Here is a 24,711-nt window from a genome sequence, read left to right on the forward strand (position 1 = left end):
CCACCGGACTTCACGCTTCAGCGCTGCCGCCGGCGCCGCAGGACCACGAACAACGCGACGGCCAGCACCGCGGCCGCGATGGGCAGCACGCGCTTCAACACCGGAACGCCTGCCGTGTCGATCAGGTCGATCGGCTCGTCGGGGACCACTCGGAGATGCTGCTGTTGCGCCACCTCGTCAGGATCCACGGAACTCAGCGTGCCCGCCAGGCATTCCGCGAACTGGTCGACGAGCTTGCCGCTGACCTCGGCGATCAGGCCGCGGCCCAGCTGCGCGGGACGCCCGGTGATCGCCAGATCGGTCTCCACCTCCACGGTGTCGCCGACCACGAAGGTCACCAGCGCGGACGCCGTGCCGTTGCCGCGGGTGTCCTTGCCCGCGGCTTTCATGACGGCACGGCGGAGCACCGGATCGACCTCGACGAACTCGCCGCTCCCCCGGTACAGCAGCTGCACCGGGCCGAGCTTCACCTTCACCTCCCCGCTGAACGTCTTGCCGTCCACCGAGGTCAGCGTGGCGCCGGGCAGGCACGGCGCCACCCGTTCCGGATCGAGCAGCGCCTCCCACACCTCCTCGGCCGGCCCCGGTGCGGTGAACGAGTGCGTCAACTTCATCCGACCGCCGCCGTCAACGCACGGCCGGTCAGCACGCGGGCCAGGTTGTCCTTGTAGCCGTCGCCGGAGGACGCCAGCCGGGCCGCCTCGGCGATCGCCGACGTGGGCTGCCCTACGAGCGCCGCCTCGACGTCGACCGCCCGCACCGGCCCGGACCCCACGTTCGTGAGGCCCACCCGAGCAGCGGAGATGACGTCGTTCTGGACCTGGACGGTCGCCGCCACCGCGACGATCGACCACGCCTGCGCGACCCGGTTGAGCTTCTCGTAGTGCGCGCGCCAGCCCGTGTACTTCGGCACGCGCACGTCGATCAGGATCTCGTCGGGGCCCAGCGCCGTCGTGAAGTAGTCGACGAAGAACTCCGCCGCGGGCACCTCACGACGTCCGCCGGGACCGGCGATCACCATCACCGCGTCCAGCGCGAGCACCGGCGCCAGCAGGTCACCGGCCGGGTCCGCGTGGCACAACGAGCCGCCGAACGTGCTGCGGTGCCGGATCTGCGGATCGGCGATGGTGTCCGTGACCAGCCTCAACAACAACGCGTGGTCCTGCACCAGATGATCGCGCTGCACCTCGTAGTGCGTGGTCATCGCACCGATGAGCAACGAGTCGCCGTCGTCGCGCACGCCCGTCAGCTCGGTCAGGCCGCCGATGTCGATCAACGCCGTGGGCGCGGCGAGCCGCATCCGCAGCACCGGTACGAGCGACTGCCCGCCCGCGATGACCTTGGCGTCCTCGCCCTCCTCGGCGAGCATCCGCACCGCTTCGTCCACAGAGGACGGGAACAGGTACTTGAAGTCCGCGGGGATCATGCCTGGCCTCCCTGCGCGTCGAGGGAACCGAGCCCGCCCGCGGCGACCTCTCCGGCACCCGTGTCCTCACGACCCTGCAACGCGGTCCACACGCGTTCCGGCGACATCGGCATCTCGATGTCCCGGACGCCCAGGTGCCGCACGGCGTCCAGCACCGCGTTCACCACGGCGGGTGTCGAGGCGATCGTGCCCGCCTCGCCGACTCCCTTGGCGCCCAAAGGGTTGGACGTCGCGGGGGTCGCGGTGCGGTCCGTCAGGAACGCCGGCAGGTCGGCCGCCGACGGCACCAGGTAGTCGGCGAACGTCGCCGTCGTCAGCGTGCCCATCTCGTCGTGCGTGGCCTCTTCGTACAACGCCTGCGCGATGCCCTGCGCGAGTCCGCCGTGCACCTGACCGTCGACGATCAACGGGTTCACGACCGTGCCGACGTCGTCCACCGCCACGTACCGGGAGATGCGGACCATGCCCGTCTCGGTGTCGACTTCCGTTGCGCACAAATGGGTTCCGTGCGGGTAGGAGAAGTTGTCCGGGTCGAACGTGGCGTCGGCGTCCATGCCCGGTTCCATGCCCTCGGGCAGGTCGTGCGCGACGTGCGCGGCCAGCACCACGTCACCGAGAGTCCGCGCGGTCGACGTGCCGCGGACCGAGAACGAGCCGGAGGCGAACTCCACGTCCGCCTCGTCGCACTCCATCATGTGCGCCGCCAGCGTGCGAGCCTTGGCCAGCACCTTGTCCGCCGCGTGCACCAGAGCCGTTCCGCCCACGGCCAACGACCGCGACCCGTAGCTGTCCATGCCCTTGTGCGACGTCGCCGTGTCGCCGTGCAGCACCTCGACGTCGTCGAACGGCACGCCGAGCCGGTCCGCGACGATCTGCGACCAGACCGTCTCGTGGCCCTGCCCGTGCGGCGAGGTCCCGGTGATCACCTCGACCTTGCCGGTGGGCAGCATGCGGATCGACGCGGTCTCCCACCCTCCCGCGCCGTACCGCAGAGCGCCCAGCACGCGGGACGGCGCGAGGCCGCACATCTCGGTGTAGGTCGAGATGCCGATGCCGAGCTGCACGACGTCGCCGGAGGCACGCCGGCGTTCCTGTTCCTCGCGCAGTTCGTCGTACCCGAACAGCTCCATCGCACGGGCCGTCGCGGCCTCGTAGTTGCCGGAGTCGTAGGTGAGACCGGCGACCGTGGTGAACGGGAACTCCTCGTGCTTGATCCAGTTCATCTCGCGGAGCTTCATCGGTTCCATGCCGAGCTCGACCGCGAGCTCGTCCATCATGCGTTCGATCGCGAACGTCGCCTCGGGGCGTCCGGCGCCGCGGTAGGCGTCGGTCGGCACCTTGTTCGTGAAGACGTTCGTGCACACGAACCGGTACCCGGCGAACTTGTAGATCGAGTTGAACATGAACGCGCCCAGGATCGGCACGCCCGGCGTGACGAGCCGCAGGTAGGCGCCCATGTCGGCGAGCAGCTCGACCTTCAGGCCGGTCACCGTGCCGTCGCGGCGGGCGGCCAGCGTGATCTTCTGGATCTGGTCGCGGCCGTGGTGCGCCGACAGCATCGACTCGGTGCGCGACTCGGTCCACTTGACCGGGCGGCCCATCCGGCGGGCGATCAGCAGGCACAGCAGCTCTTCCGGCGTGACCTGGAGCTTGCCGCCGAAACCGCCGCCGACGTCCGGCGCGATCACCCGGAGCTTGTGCTCGGAGATGCCGGTGACGGCCGAGAGCATCCACCGCAGGATGTGCGGGATCTGCGTCGCCGACCAGACGGTGTACATACCGGCGGTGACGTCCACGACGACCGACCGCGGTTCCATGAACGCCGGGATCAGCCGTTGCTGCTTGAACGTCCGTTCGATCACGACCTCGGCGGCCGCGATCTCGTCCTCCACGTTCGTGCCCGAACCCGCCTCGGCGGAGTCGAAGACCCACGTCGCGCACTTGTTCGTGCCCAGGTCGGGATGCACGAGGTCGTTGTCCTGCAAGGCTTCTTCCATGTCGAGCACGACCGGGAGCTCGTCGTAGTCGACGTCGATCGCTTCCAGCGCGTCCGCGGCGTGGTAGGCGCTGTCGGCGATCACGACGGCGACGGCCTCGCCGGCGAAGTTGACCCGGTCCACGGCGATCGCGGGCGCGGCGGGCGACTTCATGTCCTCGGTGATCGGCCAGGCACAGGGCAGCGAGCCCTGTTCGGCGGCGAAGTCCTCACCGGTCAGCACCAGCGCCACACCGGGCATCGCCGTCGCGCGGCTGACGTCGACGTTCGTGATGCGGGCGTGGGCGACGGGACTGCGCAGCACGGCCATGTGCAGCATGCCGGTGAGCTGCAGGTTGTCGGTCCACCTCGTCTGCCCGGTGATCAGCCGGGCGTCCTCCTTGCGGAGCCGGGCCTTGCCGACCTCCGGCTCGGCTGTGGCGGTCATTCGCCACCTACCGGCTGCTTCGCGGTGACGTGCTCGTCGCTGTGCCGCTCCTGGTCCGGGCCGGCACCGGGTTTCATCCGCTGGGCGGCGTCCTGCACCGCGCGCACGATGTTCTGGTAGCCCGTGCAGCGGCAGAGGTTGCCCTCCAGTCCCTTGCGCACGGTCTCGTCGTCGGGATCGGACTCGTCGGCGAGCAGGTCGATCGCCTGCATGATCATGCCGGGCGTGCAGAAACCGCACTGCAACGCGTGGTTCGCCCGGAAGGCCTCCTGCACCGGGTGCAGTTTGCCGTCGCGGGCCAGGCCTTCGACAGTGGTGATGTCGTGCCCGTTCGCCTGAACCGCGAACATCGAGCAGGACTTCACGCTGTGGCCGTCCAGGTGCACCGTGCAGGAACCGCAGTTTCCGGTGTCGCAGCCGACGACGGTGCCGGTCTTGCCCAGACGCTCGCGCAGGTAGTGCACGAGGAGAAGCCTGGGTTCGACCTCGTCGGCGTACGTGACTCCGTCGACGTTGACCGAGATGTGCATTCGAACCCTCCCAGGGTGGTGGGCGCTGTATGACGAGGGTCACACCAGCTTGCTCCCTGTTTGCGGGTTCAACAACCCGATCACCGATGAATCGGGACTTCCAGCCCTGTGAGTCGCTGACCGGTTCCCTTCCACCGCAAGGAAATGATCTCGGCGGCAATCGCAACTGCGGTCTCTTCAGGCGTTCGCGCGCCGAGATCGAGCCCGATCGGCGACGACAACGCCGCAAGTTCGGATTCGCTCATTCCCGTGTCCCGCAACCGATTCAGTCGATCTTCGTGCGTCCGGCGGGATCCCATCGCGCCGACGTAGCCCACTTTCAGTCGCAATGCGACTTCGAGGAGTGGCACGTCGAACTTCGGGTCGTGGGTCAGCACGGCGATGACCGTGCGTTCGTCGAGCTTGGACGCTTCGGCCTGGAGGTACTTGTGCGGCCAGGCGACGACGACCTCGTCCGCTTCCGGGAAACGGCTGCGGGTCGCGAACACGGGCCGTGCGTCGCACACCGTCACCCGGTAACCGAGGAACGCGCCGAGCCGTGCCATCGCGGCGGCGAAGTCGATCGCTCCGAACACGAGCATGCGCGGCGGCGGTTCGAACGAGTTCACGAAGACGCTCATGCCCTCGCCGCGCCGCTGACCGTCCGGTCCGTACTGGAGCACCCCGCTGCGCCCGGACGCGAGCATCCCGCGCGCGTCGTCGGTGACGGCGTCGTCGATGCGCTCGCTTCCGAGGGTGCCGTCGCGGCGGTCCGGCCAGATGACCATGCGACGGCCGATGCCGTCCGGGTGCTCGATGACGGTCGCGACCGCCACCGGTTCCTCGGCGCGGACCGTCTCCACGACCTCGCCGAGCTGCGGGAACGTCTCGGCGTTGATCTTCTCGACGTAGATGTCGATGATCCCGCCGCAGGTCAGCCCCACCGCGAACGCGTCGTCGTCGCTCACCCCGTACCGCTGCAGCACCGGGCCGCCGGTCTCCTGCGCGAGGTCGTAGACGGCACCCTCGACGCAGCCGCCGGACACGCTGCCGACCGCCTCGCCGTCCTGCGTCACGAGCATCGCGGCGCCGGGAGGCCGCGGCGCCGAGCTGAAGGTGGCGACCACCGTGCCGACGCCGACCGTCTCGCCGTTCGCCACCCGTCCGGCCAGGTCGTAGAGGACATCACGCACGGCGCACCTCCTTCAGCAGCTCTTCCAACGCGTGCACGCTGTGGCCCGCGATCATGACGTCCACGTGCGGGAGCGCCGCTACCACACCGCTCTGCACCGGCCGGTAGCCCGCCTTGCCCGCGTGCGGGTTGGCCCAGATGACCTTGTGGCTCACCCGCCTCAACCGTGCCATCTCGGACGCCAGCAGGCTCGGGTCGCCGCGTTCCCAGCCGTCGCTGAACAGCACGACCACCGCGCCGCGTTGCCTGTGCTGCTGGTTGAACCGCCGCAGCGAGTCGCCGAGCCGCGTGCCGCCCTCGTAGTCGGGGATGGCCCGACCGGCGGCCTTCAAGGCCCGTTCGGGATCGCGTTCGCGCAGCTGACGGGTCACGCGGGTGAGTCTCGTGCCGATCGTGCGGACCTCGACGGGCATCGCGTGGGCGACGACGTGCGCGAACCGCAGCAGCGCGTCCGAGTAGGCGGCCATCGAGCCGGACACGTCGATCAGCAACACCAGCCTGCGCGCCTTGGTGCCGCGCCGACGATGCCGTGGCAGGGCGATCTCCCCGCCGGTCTCGATCATCGCGCGCACGGTCCTGGCCAGATCGAGCCTGCCCCGGCGGGCCTTGCGGAGCCGGCAGGACCGTCGGCGCGGCGGCAGCGGGTTCAGCCGCGCGATCAACGGCCCGGCGGCGAACTCGGAGATGTCCTTGTGCTTCAACACCTCCACGTCGGACGCGGCCACCCCGACGGTCACCGAGTCGAGCTCGACCGTCGTGCGTGGACGGGGTGGGGTGCCGCCGAAGTACGCCCGGTACGCCGCGTCGTAGCGCGGCAGGTCGTCCGGGTCGGCGCAGAGCGTGAGGCGCCCGGCCCAGTAGAGGTCGACGTGCTCGGTGGCCTGCAGGAACGCCTGCACGCGGTCTGGCCCGCACGGCAGTCCGGCGCCCTTGAGGACGCTCGTGAACCCCACGCAGGCTTCCGTCATCCCACGATTGCGCTTCCGGTCACGCGTTCCGCGTCCTCCCGGTACTTCAGGACGGCGCCGAGCGTGTCGGCGTCCGGCTCCGTGCGCCCCAACGCCCGCAACGCGCGCGCCCAGTCCAACGACTCCGCGACGCCCGGCGGTTTCAGCAGGTCCAGGCCCCGCATCCGCTGCACGGCCTCGGCGACCTTGCGCGCCAGCCGTTCGTCCAGGCCGGGCAGCGTGCGGCGGAGGATCGCCACCTCGCGTTCCAGCGCCGGGTGCTCCAGCCAGTGGTAGAGGCAGCGGCGCTTCAACGCGTCGTGCACCTCGCGGGTGCGGTTCGAGGTCAGCACGGTCAACGGCGGCGTGGTCGCCCGGATCTCGCCGAACTCGGGGATGCTCACGGCGTTCTCGGACAGGACCTCCAGCAGGAACGCCTCGAACTCGTCGTCCGCCCGGTCGATCTCGTCGACGAGCAGCACGCACGGCGCGTTCTCCAACGCCTGGAGGAGAGGGCGCGCCAGCAGGAACCGTCGCGTGTAGAGGGACGCCTCGTCGACCTCGCCGCGCGTTTCGAGGACGCGCAGGTGCATGAGCTGGCGCGGGTAGTCCCAGTCGTACAACGCCTGGGTGGCGTCGATGCCCTCGTGGCACTGGAGCCGGATCAACGGCACGTCCATCGCCTTGGCCAGCGCGAGGGCCAGCGAGGTCTTGCCGGTGCCGGGCTCGCCTTCGAGGAACAGCGGCCGTCCCATCGCGACCGCGAGGAACGCCGCCGTGGCGATGCCGCCGTCCGGCAGGTACCCCGCGCGGTCGAGCGCGGCGCCGAGTTCCTCTGGGGACTCCATCGGCTCAGGGTACGACTAGTGGGTTGGCCCGGAACGTTGCCGAGGTAATTCGCGGTCAGACGGGTGCATCGTGGTGCCGCCCCCACGTCCTCGTACTGGTTGTACGGGGGCGTGGGGGCGGTGCCGCGAGGCGCCCTGCTGAGCGTGGATTACCTCGCCCACGTTCCGGGCCAACCCACTAGCCTGGGCGGATGGGGTCGATCAAGAAAGTCCAGATCACGTTCGACTGCGCGGAACCCGTGCGGGTGGCGGAGTTCTGGAGCCAGGTGCTCGGGTACGGCGCGCCGCCGGAGAGCGACGGGTCGTGGTCCGCGGTCGCCGACCCGACCGGTGAGGGTCCGCGGTTCTTCTTCCAGCGCGTGCCCGAGTCGAAGGTCGTCAAGAACCGCGTCCACGTCTGCGTGCGGGCGGGCACCGGGCTCGTGGGCGCCGAACGGCTCGCCACGTTGCAGGCCGAGCGGGCGCGGCTGGAGGCGATCGGCGCCACCTGTGTGCGCGTGATGGAGGCCGACGAGGAGAACGAGTCGTGCATCGTCATGCAGGACGTCGAGGGCAACGAGTTCTGCCTCGACTGACGACCCTGGGACCCCCGGCCCGGTTCAGGGTCGGGTTCGGGGTGGTCACCGATGTGCGGTGAGCGTGAAAACGCGATTCTTGGTACATGACGAACAACGTTCTCGACGACGCAACGGCCCAGGTCAAGAAGCTCCGCAGGAGTCGCAGCGACAAGATGGTCGCCGGCGTCTGCGGCGGCGTCTCCAAGATGATCGGCGTGGACGCGGCGATCCTGCGGATCGTCCTCGTGGCGGCGACGCTGCTCGGGTTCGGCACCGGAGCGGTCCTCTACGTCGCCGCCTGGATCCTCATGCCCGAGGAAGACGCTGCGATGTGATCACCGTGGAAAACCAGGAACACCAGGTAGTCGCTGCCAGGGGTGGGGACCGGTGAGGGGTCGGTACTCCACCCCCAGGGCGTCGAGCCTGGGCAGGTGGTGTTCGTGCAGTCTCGTCACGAACTCCGGGTCCTTCTCCGCCGGGGACCACACGACCTCGGCGAACGCGGCCAGCCTCGGGAACGCCGCGTAGTCCACCCGCCGGGCCGAGTCGAGGTGCTCGGTCCAGATGTTCGCCTGCGCGCCCAGCAGCCGTCCGGGCTCCTCGCCCGTGAGGCCTTCGGGCACCGGCTCCCACGCGTAGACGTCCTCCAGCGTCGTCACCGTGCCGACCGGGATCGGTTCGTCCGGCGACTCCGACTGCCGGTAGTCCAGGTAGACGTGCTGCTCAGGGCACATGACGACGTCGTGGCCCGCGCCGAGCGCCGTCACGCCGCCCTCGACCCCGCGCCACGACGCGACGACCGTGCCGTGCGGCAGCGGACGCGCCTCCAGGACCTCGTCCCACCCGTACGGCCTGCGCCCCCTGCTCACGATGTGCTCGGCGATCGCGCGGACGAGGGTTCCGTCCTCGTGACCGGGCGCCTCGTCCCCGCCGAGACCGATGATCTCCGCCGGGAAGACGTCCATCAGCTCGTCGAACACGTTCCGGTAGAAGTCCGCTGTGGACTCCCCCGTGTTGAGCACGCGTTCGTTGATGCCCCAGTCGGTCCAGACTCCCCCGCCGTGCAGCCCGAGCTCCGGGTAGGCCGCGATGGCCGCCTGCGAGTGGCCGGGGATGTCGATCTCCGGGATCACCGTGATGTAGCGGGACTTCGCGAACTCGACGATCTCGCGCAGGTCGTCCTGCGTGTAGAAACCGCCGTGCGGACGGCCTTTCAGCCCTCCGGAGCGCCGGTCGCCGAACCGCGAGTCCTCGCGCCACGCCCCGACCTCGGTGAGCTTCGGGTAGCGCCTGCACTCGAAGCGCCAGCCCTGGTCGTCGGTGAGGTGCAGGTGCAGGACGTTGAGCTTGTGCGCGGACATCAGCTCGACGTAGCGCAGCACCTCCCGTTTGGGCAGGAAGTGCCGTGCGACGTCGAGCATCACGCCCCGCCACTCGAACCGCGGGTAGTCCACGACCTCGCACGCCGGGATGACCGACGGCTTGGCGCCGGCCGCCCGGAACGCCTGCACACCGAGCAGCTGGCGCAGGGTCTGCAAGGCGTTCATCTCGCCGGCCGAGTCACCGGCCTCGATCAGCACGCCCTCGTCGGAAGAGACGAGCCGGTAACCGCCGGGCGGGCTGTCCGCGTGCACGGTCTGCCAGCCCTTGTACTCGCAGAGCCTTCCACCGTCCACATAGGAAACCGGGCGGGGCAGCAGGTTCATCCCTTCACCGCCCCCGCGAGGCCGGACACGAGACGGCGCTGCACGAGCACGAAGAAGATCAGCACAGGGATGGTCATCAGGGTGGAGCCCGCCATGATCGCGCCCCAATCGTTCTGGTCGGGTTTGACGAACACCTGGAGAGCCAGCGGCAGGGTCTGGTTCTCCACGGCCGAGATGATGAACGTCTTGGCGAACAGGAAGTCGTTCCAGGCGTGGATGAACGACAGCACGCTCGTGGCCACCAGGCCGGGCGCCACGAGCGGGAACAGCACCTGCCACAGGAACCGGAAGCGCGAGGCGCCGTCCAGGGTGGCGGCCTCCTCCAGTTCCACCGGCACCGCGGCGACGAAGCCCCGCAGCATCCAGATCGCGAACGGCAGGCTGAAGGCCAGGTGCACCAGCACGAGCGAGCCGAGGTGGTTCAGGCCGAAGACCGGAACGCTGTCCCCCACGGACCGCATCAGGAAGAACAACGGCACGGTCAACGCCTCGACCGGCACCATCTGCACGACCAGCAGCATGATCAGCAGCGTCGTGCGGCTGCGGAACCGGAAGCGGGTCAGCGCGGTCGCCGCGAGGAACGAGATCAGGATGCTCAGGGCGACCACGATCAACGCGACGACGATGCTGTTCATGAAGTAGCGCCCGAAGTTCGCGACCGTGAGCGCCCGCGTGAAGCTGTCGAGCGTCGGCCGCGTCGTCCACGGCACCGGGTCGGCCGAGATGATCTCGTCCTCCGGTTTGAACGCGGACAGGACCATCCAGAACAGCGGGAACGCCACCACGGCGGCGATGATGAGGACGAAGCCCTCGGTCAGCCAGCGCCTCACAGGACCTCCCCCGAACGCTTGAGTGCACGCAGGTAGAACATCGTGATTCCCAGCAGCAGCACGGTCATCACGACACCGATGGCCGCGCCCAGGCCGTACTCCGACGCCGCGAACGCCTGCTGGTAGGCGTAGACGTTGAGCACGAGGTTGCGCCCGGCGATGCCGCCGCCGTTCGTCATCACGTAGATCTGCGTGAAGACCTTGAAGTCCCAGATGATCGACTGGATCGTCACCACGAGGATGATCGGCCGCAGCAACGGGAGCATGACGCTCCACGCCGTGCGGAACGCCGACGCGCCGTCGAGCGCCGCGGCCTCCAGCACCTCGCCCGGGATCGCCTTGATGCCCGCGTAGAGCGTCACCATGACGAACGGGAACGAGCACCAGATCACCTGGGCCGCAACGAGTCCGAAGGCCGTCCACTTGTCGAACGTCCAGGAGAAGCCCTGGATGCCCAGGACCTCGTTGACGAACCCGAAGTTCGCGTCGAACAGGAAGAGCCAGATCGTCGAGCCGGCGACCGCGGGCGTGGACCACGCGCCGAGTGCCGCCAGGAACAACGTCATGCGCACCCACGTGCGGACGCGGGTGGCGAGGATTGCGAGGAACGCGCCCACAAGCAACGTGCCGACCACGCAGACCGCCGCGAACGCGACGGTCTGCCCGAGCACACCCCAGAACTGCTGGTCTCCCAACAGCTTCTGGTAGTTCCCGAGACCGAGGAACTCGAGCGGCGCGCCGCCGCTCACCTGTTCCTGGCCGTAGTCGTAGAGCGAGATGAGCACCAGCTGATAGATCGGGTAGGCCAGCAGGCCCCCGAGGATCAGCAGCGCTGGAGCCAGGTAGGCGAACGCGGTCCGCCCCTGGCCTTTGGCGGTCATGCTCACGACGTGAAGGCCGCGTTCATCGTCTTGGCGGCGTCCGCGGTGGCCGTGTCGACGTTCTTCGCGCCGGTGACGATCTCCTGGATCATCGTCGGCACCACGGTCTGCGCCTCGATCTTCGCCCACGCCGGGGTGACGGGGACGAACTTCGTGCCGGACTGCAGGGTCTTGGTGAACGGCTCCAGGAACTTGTCGGAGTCCGCGACCTGCTTCTGCACGTCGGCGAACGTCGGCAGGTTGCCCATCGCCGTGTACATCTTCTGCTGGTACTTCTTCGACGCCAGCAGCTGCGTGAACTCGTTGGCGAGCGTCTTGCGCTGCGTGCCCTTCATGACGCCGAGCAGGTTGCCGCCGGCGAACGCGGGCGCCACCGAGCCCTTGTCCTTGCCGGGCAGCGGCACGACGGCGTACTTGCCGGCCGCGCTCGACGCGTCGACGGACTTGCGGTTGAAGTCGCCGCCGATGGTCATCGCGGCCTTGCCGGCCCGGAACGCCTCGACGCTCGCGTCACCGCCGTTGCCCGCACAGGCGGCGGGCGGGCAGATGTCGTCCTTGATCAGCTCGGTGTACTTGGCGACACCGGCCTTGGCCTCGGGGCTGTCGATCGTGGCGGTGAACTTGCCGCCGTCGGACTTCGCGAGGTCGCCGCCCTGCGCCCAGATGTACGGCAGCGCGGCGAAGAGGTACTTGCCGCCCGCCGAGATGCCGATCATGTCGGGCTTCTTCTGCCGGATCTCCCGCGCCGTCGTCGCGATCTCGTCCAACGTCGTCGGCGGCTTGAGGCCGAGCTCGTTGAACACGTCCGTGCGGTAGTACAACGCACGCACGCCGACGAACCACGGCACGCCGTACGTCTTGCCGTCGACCTTGGCCGTGTCGAGGATCGTGGGGACCAGGTCCTTGGACTCGTCCCACTTGCCCAGGTCGAGCTCGGAGAAGCCGCCGGCGGAGACGTAGCCCGCGAGGTCGGTGTTGCCGAACTCGGCGACGTCCGGAGCGCTCTTGGGGTCGCTGAACGCGGCCTTGAAGCGCTCGGCCCGGCTCGACACCTGGATGTACTGCACGTCGACGGTGACGCCGCTGTGCTTGCCCTGGAACTCGGAGATCGCCTCCTTCACCACGGCTTCTTTGGGGGCGCGGTTGACCTCGTCGAACAGCCACACCCGCAGCTGTCCGGTCTGCTCGTCCGTGCCCGCGTTCGTCGGTCCCGACTGCACCGGTGCGCAGGCCACCACCGCGCCCACGCCCAGCACCGCCGCAAGTGTCTTCAGCCGCATCGTCGCGCCCTTCACGTTGCGTATGTTGCAACAGCTATTTCACAGGAAGCAACGTGACTGTAGAACGCGATTAGGCAAGGGTCTAGACCAGACGATTGACCCATTCCCGAACTGATGCCGAATCGACCGGTCCGTCCCAGCCGGACGGACGGACCGCGCTGCCAACGTGAAATCCGTTCACGCCCGCTGCCAGCAGTTCCGGCAGGTGGTGCTGCTGCAGACCGCCGCCGACGAGCAGGGCGGGCGGGCCCTGGCTGACGAGTTTCTTCAGGTTCTCGATTCCGTCCTTCACGCCGGTCCTGGCGCCCGCGGCGAGCACCGTGTCGCAGCCGAGGGTCTGCACGACCGCCCAGGAGCGGAAGACGTCGTTGGAGTTGTCGAGGGCGCGGTGGAACGTCCAGGCACATCCTTCCAACTCCGCGAGGAGGTTGAGAGTGACGCCCTCGTCGATCTCGTTTCCGGCATCGAGGAAGCCGAGGACGAACTCGGTGGCGCCCGCCTCCCTGAGCTCCCAGGCCTGCCGGCGGAGCTGCTTGAGGTTGCCGGGCGCGAAGCCCTGGGCGTCCCTGAGCATCACGCGAATGGGGATGTCGACCGCGCGCTGTGTTTCTTTGAAGGTGGCGACTGACGGCGTGAGGCCGTCGCTCGCCATGTCGGCGACGAGTTCGAGCCGGTCAGCGCCACCGGCCTGGGCGGCCTCGGCGTCCTTCGCGGTCAGGGCGATCACTTCGAGAATCGGCATGGTCTAGACCATAACGTGTGCTTTCGTGAATCGGGAGCCTCCGCGCCGGTTCCCGCGTCAGAGGGCTGTATCTACCCGCCTGAGTTCCGCTCTTTCCTTGCAGAGCGCTTTGTTCAGGCGTGGAGCACGCGTCAGCCGGTTCGAGGGGTGCCGGCTGACGCAGGCTCCCACCACTGGCGGCCCGTGACTCGGAGGGGGAATCACGGGCCGCTGGCATACCCGGAGGAAGATGAGGATCACCTTGGCGGTGATACTGCTCCAATCGAGTGAATTTTGTATCTACCGCCCAGTTAGCCCTTCATGAGTTGGCGGACGGCGCTGACAGGGCGGCCGATCGGAGGTGCCACATGGACGAGCTGCACACGGCGGATGACCGTCCGCCGTGGGACGGGCTTGAAGGCACCGAACGACACGCGATGTGCGTGGCGGCCGCACGAGAGGGCAACCGCAACGCACTGGACGTGCTCGTGACGGAGCTGACCCCACTGCTGTGGCACGTGGCGCGAGGGCAGGGCCTGGACCGCGCCGCCGCAGAGGACGTGGTGCAGACGGTGTGGCTCGCGTTCCTCAAGAACATCGAGAACATCAACGAGCCAAAAGCCCTGGTCGGCTACCTGGTTGTGACGACGAGGCGTGAAGCACGCCGAACTTGGACACCCAACAAGCGTGAAACGCACCTTTCAGACGAGTACGCCGAACAGCTGGAGTCCGACACCGGCCTGCCGGAGGACGTCACGCTGCTGGACGACCGCGACCGCCGCCTGTGGCTCGCGTTCGGCCGCTTGACCACGAGGTGCCAGGAACTGCTCCGACTCACCGTGCTCGCGGGCCGCGCGGAGTACCGGGCAGTGGCCGAAGCACTCGCCATGCCCCACGGCAGCATCGGTCCGACCAGGGGACGGTGTTTGACACTGCTGCGCAACTACCTGGAGACGGAAGGAGGATCGCGGTGAACGAGATCGACCCGCGCGACGACCGCAGGGGCCCCGAGGACACCGCAGTCCTCTCCGAACTGAACAGGCTCGTCGACGAACTGGACCCGCCACCCGCCGACCTGGTGGACCGCGTGAAGTTCGCGATCGCCTTGGAGTCCCTGGACGTCGAGGTGGCGCGGTGGGAACGGGCCGGGTCGTTCGCCGGGGTGCGGGGTGGGCAGACCGGCACCATCACGTTCACCGTGGACAACCTGACCCTGATGGTCAACTTCACCTCGACCGGGTCACGGCACCGGATCGACGGGTGGCTGGTGCCGGCCGGGGAGCACGAGGTGGAGGTTCGGGTGGCCGATCACCAGTCCTCTTGCACTCGGGCTGATGACGGTGGGCGGTTCGTTCTGCCTGATGTTCCTACCGGGACCACTCAGATTCTGGTGCATTTGGTGAATTCTCGTGGGGAGCCTGGGCGGACTGTGGTCACGCCCACGATCATGCTTTGACGATTTGACTGGGGTTCTGGGGAGTTACTGGGGATTGGGCGGGTTCGGTCACCTTTGCGCAGGTGGCTGGGTTGGTGGCAAAGAACTTTGACAAGCTTTGGTTTCGTCATCGCCGCTGCGCGACGATAGAGATTGGGGCTTGACTTCGGGGCCCTTGCGAGGCGCTCATCGGCCGGAAAAGGCCGGGCTGAAAAGCGCCCGGCCGAGCTCGAGAAGCTAGCACCTCGCACCCAAAGTCAAGCCCCAATCTCTTTGCAGCGTGGGCACGTTAGGCGGGCACGTCACGTCATTACCGGTTGCCGTGATGAGCATGGAGTCACGCCTCGCCTTCGGCATTGCGTTGAGGTCAGGTAGCTCGGCTGCGCCGTCGCGTCCGCACGCTCGTACGGGCTCGCCTTCGGCTTCGCGAGCCCTCAAGCCATTGGTGACCTGAGTCTGGGCTCCACCCCGCCTTGCCCCGCAGCCCTCGCCTCCTCTTCAGTCCTGCCGCCCCGCCTCCCACCGCCCGGCGCCACCCGCCCGTCCCTGCCGCGAGGCGCGACCACCCGAGCCACCCCGGCCGGCGCCGCAGGCGTCCCCCGCGCCCCGTGACTGCCGCCCACTCACCTGAGCCGCCCCTGAGCCCTCCAGCTGACCTGCCGCCCGCCCGTTACTGGCCCCAGACGGCCGGAAGGCCCGGCTCGCGGAGCGAGTCGGGCCTTCCTGGGGTGGTGCTGTGGTGCGGGTGGACTCAGAAGTCCATGCCGCCGGCGTCCGGCGCGGCCGGGGCCGCGTTCTTCTCCGGCTTGTCCGCGACGACGGCTTCCGTCGTCAGGAACAGCGCGGCGATGGACGCGGCGTTCTGCAGCGCGGAACGCGTGACCTTGGCCGGGTCGATGATGCCCGCGGCGACCAGGTCCTTGTACTCGCCGGTGGCGGCGTCGAGGCCCTCGCCGGCGGGGAGGGACTTGACGCGCTCGACCACGACGCCGCCTTCGAGGCCGGCGTTGACCGCGATCTGCTTGAGGGGCGCCTCGACGGCGACCTTGACGATGTTGGCACCGGTGGCCTCGTCGCCCGTGAGGCGCAGGCCCGCGAAGGCAGCCTCGGCGGCCTGCAGCAGCGCGACGCCACCACCCGCGACGATGCCCTCTTCGACGGCCGCCTTCGCGTTGCGAACGGCGTCCTCGATGCGGTGCTTGCGCTCCTTGAGCTCGACCTCGGTGGCCGCGCCCGCCTTGATGACGGCGACGCCGCCGGCGAGCTTCGCGAGGCGCTCCTGGAGCTTCTCGCGGTCGTAGTCGGAGTCCGACTTCTCGATCTCGGCGCGGATCTGGTTGACGCGACCCTGGATCTGGTCGGCGTCGCCCGAGCCCTCGACGATGGTCGTCTCGTCCTTGGTGACGACGACCTTGCGGGCCTTGCCCAGCAGCGAGATGTCGGCGTTCTCCAGCTTCAGGCCGACGTCCTCGGTGATGACCTGGCCACCGGTGAGGGTGGCGATGTCCTGGAGGATGGCCTTGCGACGGTCACCGAAGCCGGGCGCCTTGACGGCGACGGACTTGAAGGTGCCGCGGATCTTGTTCACGACCAGGGTCGCGAGAGCCTCGCCCTCGACGTCCTCGGAGATGATGAGGAGCGGCTTGCCGCCCTGCATGACCTTCTCGAGGAGCGGGAGCAGGTCCTTGACCGTGGAGATCTTGGAGCCGAACAGCAGGATGTACGGGTCCTCGAGGACCGCTTCCTGACGCTCGGGGTCGGTCACGAAGTAACCGGAGATGTAGCCCTTGTCGAAGCGCATGCCTTCGGTGAGCTCGAGCTCGAGACCGAGGGTGTTGCTCTCCTCGACGGTGATGACGCCTTCCTTGCCGACCTTGTCCATCGCCTCGGCGATGAGCTCGCCGATCGTGGGGTCAGCGGCGGAGATGGACGCGGTAGCAGCGATCTGCTCCTTCGTCTCGATCTCCTTGGCGGCCTTCAGCAGCTGCTCGGCGACGGCCTCGACGGCCTGCTCGATGCCGCGCTTGAGGCCGAGCGGGTTGGCGCCCGCGGCGACGTTGCGCAGACCCTCGCGAACCAGGGCCTGGGCGAGAACGGTCGCGGTCGTGGTGCCGTCACCAGCGACGTCGTCCGTCTTCTTGGCAACTTCCTTGACGAGCTCGGCCCCGATCTTCTCCCACGGGTCCTCGAGCTCGATCTCCTTCGCGATGGAGACGCCGTCGTTCGTGATCGTCGGCGCACCCCACTTCTTCTCAAGAACGACGTTGCGACCCTTCGGGCCGAGCGTCACCTTGACGGCGTCGGCGAGGGTGTTCATACCCCGCTCGAGACCGCGGCGGGCGTCCTCGTCGAACGCGATCATCTTGGCCATTGCGGTGTGTTCCTCCGCCTTTGTGGATTCTGGGCCACTGTGAGCCGGCAGAGCCCACAGCGGAACACGATGCGAGTGGCAAGGTTCGGTGCCCGCGACGGACGACCCCGGAGGGCCTCACCTTCCTAGCCTCACTTCTTTGGCACTCGACGGAGCCGAGTGCTAGTTCGTGTTTAGCACTCGGGCACGACGAGTGCAAGCGAACTCAGCGTGAGGTGCGGACGGGCACAGAGGTCGGCAGGGGCTTGTTCGAGGTCGGGTCGTCCCCGATGTGCAGCGACGGGGCGGAGCTCGTCTTGGGCTGACGTGCGGGCTCGTCACCAGGCGAGAGGATGACGACCACGATGATGATCACCACGATCGCCACGGCGGCGGCGATGACCGGCGCGAACCACGCCGGGCGCTCCTTCTTGCCGGACGACGTGAAAGCGCTCACGCCCACCTGGTTCGGCGGGCGCAGCCGGACCGGGTCCTGCAACGGCTGCTGGTAGCCGCCGCCCTGGTACGGGCCGCCCTGCTGCTGCACGGGCATGGGCCCGGACACCGGCGAGGCCTGAGCGGGGAACGAGCCGGACTGCGGCCCGGCCTGAGCGGGAGCCGAGCCCTGCGCGACCCCGGAGAGGGCGACGCGGGCGGCGGCGATCAGCTCGGCGCAGTTCGCGTACCGCTGCGCCGGGTCCTTCGAGGTGCCCTTGCGGATCACGTCGTCGATGGTCGGCGGCAACGCCACGAGCTGCGACAACGCCGGCACCGCGCTGCCGAGGTGGCCCGCGATGACCTCCTGCACGCCGCCCTGGAACGGCGGGCGCCCGGACAGGCAGGCGAAGAGCATGCACGCGAGGGCGTACTGGTCGGTGCGGCCGTCGACGGGCTCACCGCGCAGGTGCTCCGGCGCCGCGTAGGTCGGCGAGCCGAGGAAATCACCCGTTCGGGTGCGGTGGCCGGTGGCGCCGCGGCGGGTCAGGCCGAAGTCGGCGACGTAGACGTGCTCGCGCACGCCCTCCTTCTCGGTCACCAGCACGTTCGCCGGCTTCACGTCGAGGTGCACGAGCCCCTTGCCGTGCAGCATGTCGAGCGCCTCGGCCACCTGGGCGAGCAGCGTCAACGTGCGCGCGGGCGTGAGCGGGCCCGACTTGATGTGCCCGGCCAGGTCCTGGCCGTCCACCAGCCGCATCGCGATGTAGAGCAGGCCGTCGACCTCGTCGAAGTCGTACAGCGGCACGATGTTGGCGTGGTCGATCGCGGAGGTGTTGCGCGCCTCGTCGACGAACCGCTCGCGGAACTCCGCGTCGGGCGCGAGATGCTCACCGATGACCTTGAGCGCGACTTTCCGGCCCAGTCTCACGTCCGTGGCCCGGTAGGTCACGCTCATGCCACCGCGGCCGAGCACGCCGTCGATCCGGTAATGCGCGATTCGCCGCCCGCTCAGGTCCTCCGACACGCGAGGCAGCCTAACGTCCGGCGAGATCGGCTTGCCCCGGGTTCACCGAAGCCGTGATCAGAGCGACGTCCGACCGGCTCAGTCAGCCCGCCCGGCGCACGTCCGACGCCTGGCTGCGCCCGTCCCGGCCGGCCTGCACCTCGAACTCCACCCGGTCGCCTTCTGAGAGCGTCCGGAAGCCTTCCATCTGGATCGCCGAGTAGTGCACGAACACGTCGGGCCCGCCATCGGTTGCGATGAAGCCGTATCCCTTTTCGGAGTTGAACCACTTGACGGTACCGAGAGCCAAGACGTCCTCCTTCAGATCACGCATCTCACGCAAAGCGCAGAACGCAACGCTAAAAGAAGAAAACTCACTCGGATACCTCCTTACGGAGTCATGAACGGGGGCTGACTCCGTTGGCGCGCAACCAGGTGGTGAGTCTGCGGGGACCGCGCGTCTGGGTGAGCACGGCACCGGGACCTGCGAAGTCGAACACCAGGCCCTCACCGGTCTGAATGGATTGCACGCCATCGGGTACCGACGGCCGCAGCCGGCATTGCAGCGTGTCGGCGAACGCGACGACGTGGTCGCTGCTGATGGTCACCGCTTCCCCGGCCTCCAGCGTCACGAGGTCGAGCGCGCCGCAACAGGCGAGGACGACGCCGCCCTGGCCGTGCGCGTAGTTCATGAACCCCTCGGCGCCGCCGAAGATCGCCTGCATGGGCGGCGCGTCCGGGTTCATGGCGACCGTGCTGCTCTGGGCGATCCAGCTGTGCCGGGCGAGGACCCAGCCGTGCGTGCCGTCGAGCTCGACCTGGTGCAGGTCGCCGGGCAGCACGGGCGCCGCGTCGAGCCAGCCGCCCTCCGCGCCGGCCGTGGCCAGCGCGACGGCCACCGAGCCCGCGCCCTTCACCTCGACCGCGAGCCCGTAGCTGGTGGCCGCGATGGTCAACGGGTCGACCAGCACCGCCTCGCCGGGCGCGAGGACGAGTCTCGCCACGCCGAACGTCGGGGTGTGCCTGGTCCGGACCTGCACGAACAACACCTCCGGTGAGGATTGGGGGCAATGCGGCGCTCACGAGCGGCGCGACGTTGGCAGTATGCAGTCGTGTCCCCCACCTCTGTCGCCGAACACCGCCAGCGCGTCGCGGAGCTCGTCGGGCTGATGCCCGTGGTGCAGCTCCCGCTCGAGGAGTGCCTGGGTCTGGTGCTCGCCGCCGACGTCATCGCGCCGCTCGCCCTGCCGCCGTTCGACAACTCCGCGATGGACGGCTACGCGGTGCGGGCCGCCGATCTGAGCCGCGACGAACCGACCCGCCTCGTCGTCACCGACGACATCCCCGCAGGTCGCACCGAGCTGACGCCGCTGGCCCCCGGCACCGCGCAGCGGATCATGACCGGCGCGGCCGTGCCCTCTGGCGCCGACGCCGTGGTGCAGGTCGAGTGGACCGACGGCGGCACCGAGACCGTCACGATCCACCGGCCCGTCGAGCCCGGCCAGAACATCCGCGTCGGCGGCGACGACGTGCAGAAAGGTGATCCGGTACTGCTCGCCGGCACCGTGCTGCGCCCGTCCACGCTCGGCCTCGCCTCGGCGCTCGGTCTGCCCGAACTGCCCGTGCGGCGCCGCCCGCGCGTGCTGGTCCTGTCGACGGGTTCCGAGCTGGTCGAACCCGGGACACCGCTGCTGCCGGGCCAGATCTACGAGTCGAACGGCATGATGCTCGCCTCCTCGGTGCGCGACGCGGGCTGCGTGGCGATCCAGCTGCGGTTCGTGCCGGACGACGTGGAGGCGTTCCACAGCGCGCTGAAGCCGTACGTCGGGGCGGTGGACGCGATCGTCACGTCCGGCGGGGTCAGCGCGGGCGCGTACGAGGTGGTCAAGGACGCCCTGGCCAGCCACGACGTGCGGTTCACGAAGGTCTCGATGCAGCCTGGCGGGCCGCAGGGCTCCGGGCGGTACGAGGGCGTCGCGGTGCTGTCGCTGCCGGGCAATCCGGTGAGCGCACAGGTGTCGTTCGAGGTGTTCGTGCGTCCGGCACTGATGGCGGCCATGGGGCACACGGATCCAGAACGTCGCACGGCACGTGCGCGCATCACGACGGGTCTGACGTCGCCGGCGGGCAAGACGCAGTTCCGGCGCGGCCTGCACGACCCGTCGTCCGGCGAGGTCGTGACGCCCGTCGGCGGGCCGGGGTCGCACCTGCTGTCGGCGCTCGCGCTGTCGAACTGCCTGATCGAGGTGCCGGAGGACGTCACCGAGCTGGCGGCGAGCTCCGAGGTCACCGTGCGATACCTCCAGTGAGGGCGGTGCTCGCGCTGGCGATGCTGCTCGGGTTCTTCCTGCTCGCGCTGGGGTTGTTCGGGACGCTGGGCGCGCTGTCGCTCGACCAGTTCGAGCAGGGTGAGGTCGTCGCCGGCGGCGCGCTGGCCCTGATGGCGCTCGCGCTGGGCGGCCCTCCGCTGGTGGCGATGGGGATCGCGATCTGGGTGACGCCGCGGCCCAGCGGCGTTCCGCTGACCCGCGAGGCGCACCCCGAGCTGTGGTGGCACGTCGACGAGCTGGCGCGGATCGCGGGCACCCCCGGTCCCCACGACATCCGGCTGATCAGCGAGCCGAACGCGAGCGTGTGGGAGCACGGCGGGGCGCGGTACATGTCGCTCGGGCTGCCGTTCGTGGCCGGGATGAGCATCGGTGAGCTGCGGTCGGTGCTGGCGCACGAGCTCGGCCACTACAGCGGCGGGCACACCAAGCTCTCCGCGCTCACGTACCGCGCGTCGCTCACGCTCCGGCTCACGACCGAGCGGTTCGACACGACCGGCGTCCTCTACGCGTGGGCCCGGCTGTACGCGCTGGTGGCCGCGCCGGAGAGCCGCAAGCACGAGCTGTTCGCCGACGAGGTCGCGGTCGCGGCGGCCGGGCGGGAGGCGGCGGCGCGGGCGATGCTGCGGATCGGGCCGGTCACCGAGGCCTGGAGCGACTACCTGACCTGGTACGTCTCACTCGCGACGCACGCAGGCCGCACCCCGCCGTTGGTCGAGGGATTCCGCACGTACCTGGACCACCCGCGCCGGGTGCACCAGTTGCGCGAGCTCGAGCCGTTGATGGCCGAGCTGGAGCCGACGTCGGTGTTCGACAGCCACCCACCGGTCCGCGAGCGGGTCGCCGCGATGAGGGCGTTGTCGCAGGTGGCGGAGGCCGTGGACGAACGGCCCGCGCACACGTTGCTGGCCGGGACGCAGGTCGCGGACCTAGTCGGGGTGTCCGGGCCGCCGATCACGTGGCCGGAGCTCGCGCCGCTGGCCGGGCCCGCGCTGGTGCGCTGGAAGGCGGAAGCGCTGCGGCACGCCGGTCGGGTCAGCAAGATCGGCGACACCCTGCCGGACCTGCTCACGGCGTTGGAACAGGGCAGGTTGCACGACCTCACCGGGCGGCCCGTCGACGCCTCGCTGACGTCGGAGCAGGTGCACTTCGCGGCCGTCGAAGCCGTGACGGAACTGCTCGGCTGCATGGTGTCTGACCAGCTCGTCACCGCTAACCGCGCGACGCTGGAACTCAACTGGGGCGGCCTGTTCCTGCTCCGCACGGCCGATGGAGCTGCGGTCTACCCGGACGACCTGGTCGAGCCCGCGGTCCGTGACGCTAATCAGGTCGCCGAGCTGAGGTCGCGCCTGCGGTCTCTCGGAGTGGACGGGCTGTGACGGAACGCTCACCGAGCGACGTTGTTAACTCCATGTGACGGGGATTACACTGCCCGCAGGTGCCGGTCGGCCCGTGCATTCGTCGGGGGATGCACGGGCCCACCGGCCACTTGTCTTTCCGGCAGTCCCGATGGGCGGTTTGGGCCGTTGCCGTAGCGTGAAGCCGCCCGACACTCCACGGAAGCTACGGAACCCACAGACACGATGAGCAGCGAGAAGCCCGTCTCCCACTTCCTCGAACTCGCGCGCGGCATGGTGCCGCCGATGCACCCGGCGGGGCGCCCGTTCGTCGCCGGTGCGGCGATCGCGACCCTCCTCGTCCGGCTGCGCTCCAAGCGCCTGGGCGTCGTCCTCGCGCTGGTCACGGCGTGGGTGGCGTGGTTCTTCCGCGAGCCGAAGCGCGTGACGCCGACCCGTCCGAACCTCGCCGTGGCCCCGGCCGACGGCACCGTCTCGCACGTGGTCGACGCCGTCCCGCCCGCCGAACTCGGCCTCGGCTCGCAGCCGATGACGCGCGTCAGCGTGTTCCTCTCGGTCTTCGACGTGCACGTGCAGCGCGTGCCCGCGGACGGCGAGATCGTCCAGGTCTCGTACCACCCCGGCAAGTTCCTCTCGGCAGACCTCGACAAGGCCTCCGAGGAGAACGAGCGCAACACCGTGTGGCTGCGCACGACGTCGGGCGTGGATCTGGTGGTCGTGCAGATCGCCGGCCTCGTCGCCCGCCGCATCGTGTGCGAGGTCGCCGAGGGCGAGAAGGTCGCCGCGGGCCAGACCTACGGCCTGATCCGCTTCGGCTCGCGCGTGGACCTGTACGTCCCGCGCGGCAGCCGCGTCCTGGTCGAGGCAGGCCAGCGCACCATCGGCGGCGAGACCGTTCTCGCCGAACTCCCGGAGGCGTAAGTGGCACCCAGCGGGCCCGGCGTTCGCCTGCTGCCGAACGCGATCACGGTCCTGGCCATGTGCTCGGGCCTGTCCGCAGTGCACTTCGCGAACGTCGGCATGTGGGGCGCGGCCATCGCGTCGATCGCGGCAGCGGCCGTCTTCGACGGCCTCGACGGCCGCATCGCCCGCCTGCTGGACGCGACGTCGAAGATGGGCGCGGAACTCGACTCACTGGCCGACGCCATCTCCTTCGGCGTCGCCCCAGCGCTGGCGATCTACCTCTGGAAGTTCGAGGGCAACCGCGCGGGCTGGGTCATCGCGCTGATCTTCGCGGTCTGCATGGTCGTCCGCCTCGCCCGCTTCAACACGTTGCTGGAGAAGGAACAACCGCCGTTCGCGAAGGAGTTCTTCGTGGGCGTGCCGGCTCCGGCCGGTGGGTTGTTGCTGCTGCTGCCTCTGATCATCGAGGAGCAGGTGCGTGCTGACGGCTGGTGGAACAACTCCTACGTCGTGGCCGCTTGGACCGTGCTGGTGGCGATGCTGCTGGTGTCCCGCATTCCCACACTGTCCGTCAAGACGGTGAAGGTGCCGCCTCGTGCGGTGGCTCCCCTGCTGGTGGGTGTTGGTCTGCTGGCCGCCGCTGTCATCACGTATCCGTTGGTGGCGTTGATCATCGCGATGGTCGTGTACCTCGGGCACCTGCCTTACTCGGTGCGGCGGTACGTGTGGCTGTCGAAGCATCCTGAGGCTTGGACCGTTACCGGGGCTGATCGGCGGGCGATCAAGCGGGCCCATGGCGTGGCAGCACGCCGACTTGGGTTGCGCCAGCCGTTGAGCGGTCGGGTCGCCGGTGCGGCCATGCGGGCCGTTCGTCGGCCTCGGCGGGATGCTTCCGCGGCTGCGGCGACGGAGGGCACGGTCAACGGCCGTCGGCGTTCGTGGCGGCAGCTGGGGTTGAGGCGCCAGCCGAAGCGCTGATCGCTTCCTGAACAGGCTGAGGGCCGGACACGTTCACCGTGTCCGGCCCTCAGCGTTGCGCGGTCAAGACCAGAGCTTCGCAACCCTGGTCTCACTCATGACGGTCAATCGCCGCACAGGTAGCCGAAGTCCTCGTCCACTTCACGGATGTCCGGATCGGACGACAGCGCGGCTGCATTCGTCAGAGTCTTCAAGAGCCCCCAATCCTCCATGTCCACGAGCAGCTCCGCGATCCTCCGGTACGCCTCGTCATCGCTTGACGGATCATCGATCAAACCAGCGACGTGGCGGGCGACGTGCGGCCCCAGAACTTCGGGCTGAACGCGCAGGATGCACCTCCGGACCTCGCTGATCAGCGAGTGCCCGACATTCGCGAGCGCCAAAAGCTCGGGAAGGAGCAGCTCGGCAACCTTCACGTCGGTCAACCCGATCACCAGCAGGGCAGGCCGCCGCCACGCTGCGTTGAGCAGCCCTTCTCGAAGAACTTCCACCTCGTCCACATTACGAAGGTTCGCCATGGCCGCGATGTAAGCCTTTTCCGCACTAACGAATTCCAGCCAGATGCCTTTATCCCGCGCGTTCACCCGTCACCTACCAAC

The 24,711-nt window shown here is 69.1% G+C and carries 25 protein-coding genes; 8 read left to right on the forward strand and 17 right to left on the reverse strand.

Annotation, left to right across the window (positions count from 1 at the left end):
* Positions 1 to 17 precede the first annotated feature (17 nt).
* The 7 genes from ACFWNN_RS27365 to ACFWNN_RS27395 form a co-directional block, all read right to left on the reverse strand.
* The gene (locus ACFWNN_RS27365) at positions 18 to 614 is read right to left on the reverse strand and encodes an SRPBCC family protein (RefSeq protein WP_382442789.1); all 597 of its coding nucleotides are present in this window, start codon (positions 612 to 614) and stop codon (positions 18 to 20) included.
* Entirely contained in the window at positions 611 to 1,426 is an 816-nt protein-coding gene (locus tag ACFWNN_RS27370) for an FAD binding domain-containing protein (RefSeq protein WP_382442790.1), read from the reverse strand. Before ACFWNN_RS27370 ends, ACFWNN_RS27365 begins: the two co-directional genes overlap by 4 nt.
* A complete protein-coding gene (locus ACFWNN_RS27375; RefSeq protein ID WP_382442791.1) occupies positions 1,423 to 3,849 on the reverse strand; it encodes a xanthine dehydrogenase family protein molybdopterin-binding subunit in 2,427 nt (808 codons plus the stop codon). The genes ACFWNN_RS27370 and ACFWNN_RS27375 overlap by 4 nt, the downstream gene beginning before the upstream one ends.
* Positions 3,846 to 4,379, reverse strand: coding sequence for a (2Fe-2S)-binding protein (locus tag ACFWNN_RS27380; protein ID WP_382442792.1), 534 nt, complete (start codon positions 4,377 to 4,379; stop codon positions 3,846 to 3,848). Before ACFWNN_RS27380 ends, ACFWNN_RS27375 begins: the two co-directional genes overlap by 4 nt.
* Positions 4,380 to 4,459: 80 nt before the next feature.
* Positions 4,460 to 5,551 carry an XdhC family protein gene (locus ACFWNN_RS27385; protein ID WP_382442793.1) on the reverse strand — a complete coding sequence of 364 codons (1,092 nt, stop codon included), beginning with the start codon at positions 5,549 to 5,551 and terminating at the stop codon, positions 4,460 to 4,462.
* Positions 5,544 to 6,518 carry a VWA domain-containing protein gene (locus ACFWNN_RS27390; protein WP_382442794.1) on the reverse strand — a complete coding sequence of 325 codons (975 nt, stop codon included), beginning with the start codon at positions 6,516 to 6,518 and terminating at the stop codon, positions 5,544 to 5,546. Before ACFWNN_RS27390 ends, ACFWNN_RS27385 begins: the two co-directional genes overlap by 8 nt.
* Complete coding sequence (locus tag ACFWNN_RS27395; RefSeq protein ID WP_382442795.1) at positions 6,515 to 7,345, reverse strand: AAA family ATPase; 831 nt, start codon at positions 7,343 to 7,345, stop codon at positions 6,515 to 6,517. The genes ACFWNN_RS27390 and ACFWNN_RS27395 overlap by 4 nt, the downstream gene beginning before the upstream one ends.
* 191 nt (positions 7,346 to 7,536) lie before the next feature.
* Here ACFWNN_RS27395 and ACFWNN_RS27400 point away from each other — a divergent pair, with 191 nt between their 5' ends.
* Together ACFWNN_RS27400 and ACFWNN_RS27405 are read left to right on the forward strand one after the other, a co-directional pair.
* Entirely contained in the window at positions 7,537 to 7,920 is a 384-nt protein-coding gene (locus ACFWNN_RS27400) for a VOC family protein (RefSeq protein WP_382442796.1), read from the forward strand.
* A gap of 86 nt (positions 7,921 to 8,006) precedes the next feature.
* Entirely contained in the window at positions 8,007 to 8,237 is a 231-nt protein-coding gene (locus tag ACFWNN_RS27405; protein WP_382442797.1) for a PspC domain-containing protein, read from the forward strand.
* Here ACFWNN_RS27405 and ACFWNN_RS27410 read toward each other — a convergent pair whose 3' ends face one another.
* From ACFWNN_RS27410 to ACFWNN_RS27430, 5 genes are all read right to left on the reverse strand, one after another.
* Complete coding sequence (locus ACFWNN_RS27410; protein ID WP_382442798.1) at positions 8,238 to 9,608, reverse strand: beta-N-acetylhexosaminidase; 1,371 nt, start codon at positions 9,606 to 9,608, stop codon at positions 8,238 to 8,240.
* Positions 9,605 to 10,438 carry a carbohydrate ABC transporter permease gene (locus tag ACFWNN_RS27415; RefSeq protein WP_382442799.1) on the reverse strand — a complete coding sequence of 278 codons (834 nt, stop codon included), beginning with the start codon at positions 10,436 to 10,438 and terminating at the stop codon, positions 9,605 to 9,607. Before ACFWNN_RS27415 ends, ACFWNN_RS27410 begins: the two co-directional genes overlap by 4 nt.
* A complete protein-coding gene (locus tag ACFWNN_RS27420; RefSeq protein ID WP_382442800.1) occupies positions 10,435 to 11,319 on the reverse strand; it encodes a carbohydrate ABC transporter permease in 885 nt (294 codons plus the stop codon). The genes ACFWNN_RS27415 and ACFWNN_RS27420 overlap by 4 nt, the downstream gene beginning before the upstream one ends.
* 2 nt (positions 11,320 to 11,321) lie before the next feature.
* The gene (locus tag ACFWNN_RS27425; RefSeq protein ID WP_382442884.1) at positions 11,322 to 12,599 is read right to left on the reverse strand and encodes an extracellular solute-binding protein; all 1,278 of its coding nucleotides are present in this window, start codon (positions 12,597 to 12,599) and stop codon (positions 11,322 to 11,324) included.
* An 82-nt stretch (positions 12,600 to 12,681) separates the two neighbouring features.
* Positions 12,682 to 13,341, reverse strand: coding sequence for a copper homeostasis protein CutC (locus tag ACFWNN_RS27430; protein WP_382442801.1), 660 nt, complete (start codon positions 13,339 to 13,341; stop codon positions 12,682 to 12,684).
* A 347-nt stretch (positions 13,342 to 13,688) separates the two neighbouring features.
* Here ACFWNN_RS27430 and ACFWNN_RS27435 point away from each other — a divergent pair, with 347 nt between their 5' ends.
* Positions 13,689 to 14,294 carry an RNA polymerase sigma factor gene (locus ACFWNN_RS27435; protein ID WP_093593868.1) on the forward strand — a complete coding sequence of 202 codons (606 nt, stop codon included), beginning with the start codon at positions 13,689 to 13,691 and terminating at the stop codon, positions 14,292 to 14,294.
* Positions 14,295 to 14,299: 5 nt separating this feature from the next.
* Complete coding sequence (locus tag ACFWNN_RS27440; RefSeq protein WP_382442885.1) at positions 14,300 to 14,776, forward strand: carboxypeptidase regulatory-like domain-containing protein; 477 nt, start codon at positions 14,300 to 14,302, stop codon at positions 14,774 to 14,776.
* A 730-nt stretch (positions 14,777 to 15,506) separates the two neighbouring features.
* Here the strand turns inward: ACFWNN_RS27440 and groL are convergent.
* The 4 genes from groL to ACFWNN_RS27460 form a co-directional block, all read right to left on the reverse strand.
* Entirely contained in the window at positions 15,507 to 17,126 is a 1,620-nt protein-coding gene (groL, locus tag ACFWNN_RS27445) for a chaperonin GroEL (protein ID WP_382442802.1), read from the reverse strand.
* 205 nt (positions 17,127 to 17,331) lie between these two features.
* Positions 17,332 to 18,567, reverse strand: a complete 1,236-nt coding sequence (locus ACFWNN_RS27450) for a serine/threonine-protein kinase (RefSeq protein ID WP_382442803.1) — start codon at positions 18,565 to 18,567, stop codon at positions 17,332 to 17,334.
* Between the two features lie 82 nt (positions 18,568 to 18,649).
* Positions 18,650 to 18,856 carry a cold-shock protein gene (locus tag ACFWNN_RS27455; protein ID WP_030470913.1) on the reverse strand — a complete coding sequence of 69 codons (207 nt, stop codon included), beginning with the start codon at positions 18,854 to 18,856 and terminating at the stop codon, positions 18,650 to 18,652.
* An 88-nt stretch (positions 18,857 to 18,944) separates the two neighbouring features.
* Positions 18,945 to 19,586: an AIM24 family protein gene (locus ACFWNN_RS27460; RefSeq protein ID WP_382442804.1), complete on the reverse strand. Its 642-nt coding sequence runs from the start codon at positions 19,584 to 19,586 to the stop codon at positions 18,945 to 18,947.
* A gap of 72 nt (positions 19,587 to 19,658) precedes the next feature.
* Between ACFWNN_RS27460 and glp the strand changes: the two genes are divergently transcribed.
* From glp to pssA, 4 genes are all read left to right on the forward strand, one after another.
* Positions 19,659 to 20,855, forward strand: coding sequence for a gephyrin-like molybdotransferase Glp (glp, locus tag ACFWNN_RS27465; RefSeq protein WP_382442805.1), 1,197 nt, complete (start codon positions 19,659 to 19,661; stop codon positions 20,853 to 20,855).
* Positions 20,852 to 22,252 carry a M48 family metalloprotease gene (locus ACFWNN_RS27470; protein WP_382442806.1) on the forward strand — a complete coding sequence of 467 codons (1,401 nt, stop codon included), beginning with the start codon at positions 20,852 to 20,854 and terminating at the stop codon, positions 22,250 to 22,252. The genes glp and ACFWNN_RS27470 overlap by 4 nt, the downstream gene beginning before the upstream one ends.
* 204 nt (positions 22,253 to 22,456) lie before the next feature.
* Complete coding sequence (locus tag ACFWNN_RS27475; protein ID WP_382442807.1) at positions 22,457 to 23,152, forward strand: phosphatidylserine decarboxylase; 696 nt, start codon at positions 22,457 to 22,459, stop codon at positions 23,150 to 23,152.
* A complete protein-coding gene (pssA, locus tag ACFWNN_RS27480; RefSeq protein WP_382442808.1) occupies positions 23,153 to 24,112 on the forward strand; it encodes a CDP-diacylglycerol--serine O-phosphatidyltransferase in 960 nt (319 codons plus the stop codon). It begins immediately after the preceding gene.
* A gap of 104 nt (positions 24,113 to 24,216) precedes the next feature.
* On the opposite strand, the gene ACFWNN_RS27485 is transcribed toward pssA, so the two are convergent.
* Positions 24,217 to 24,696, reverse strand: a complete 480-nt coding sequence (locus ACFWNN_RS27485) for a hypothetical protein (RefSeq protein ID WP_382442809.1) — start codon at positions 24,694 to 24,696, stop codon at positions 24,217 to 24,219.
* Positions 24,697 to 24,711: the final 15 nt, after the last annotated feature.

This window comes from Lentzea sp. NPDC058450, assembly GCF_042721395.1.
In the GTDB taxonomy this organism is placed as follows: domain Bacteria; phylum Actinomycetota; class Actinomycetes; order Mycobacteriales; family Pseudonocardiaceae; genus Lentzea.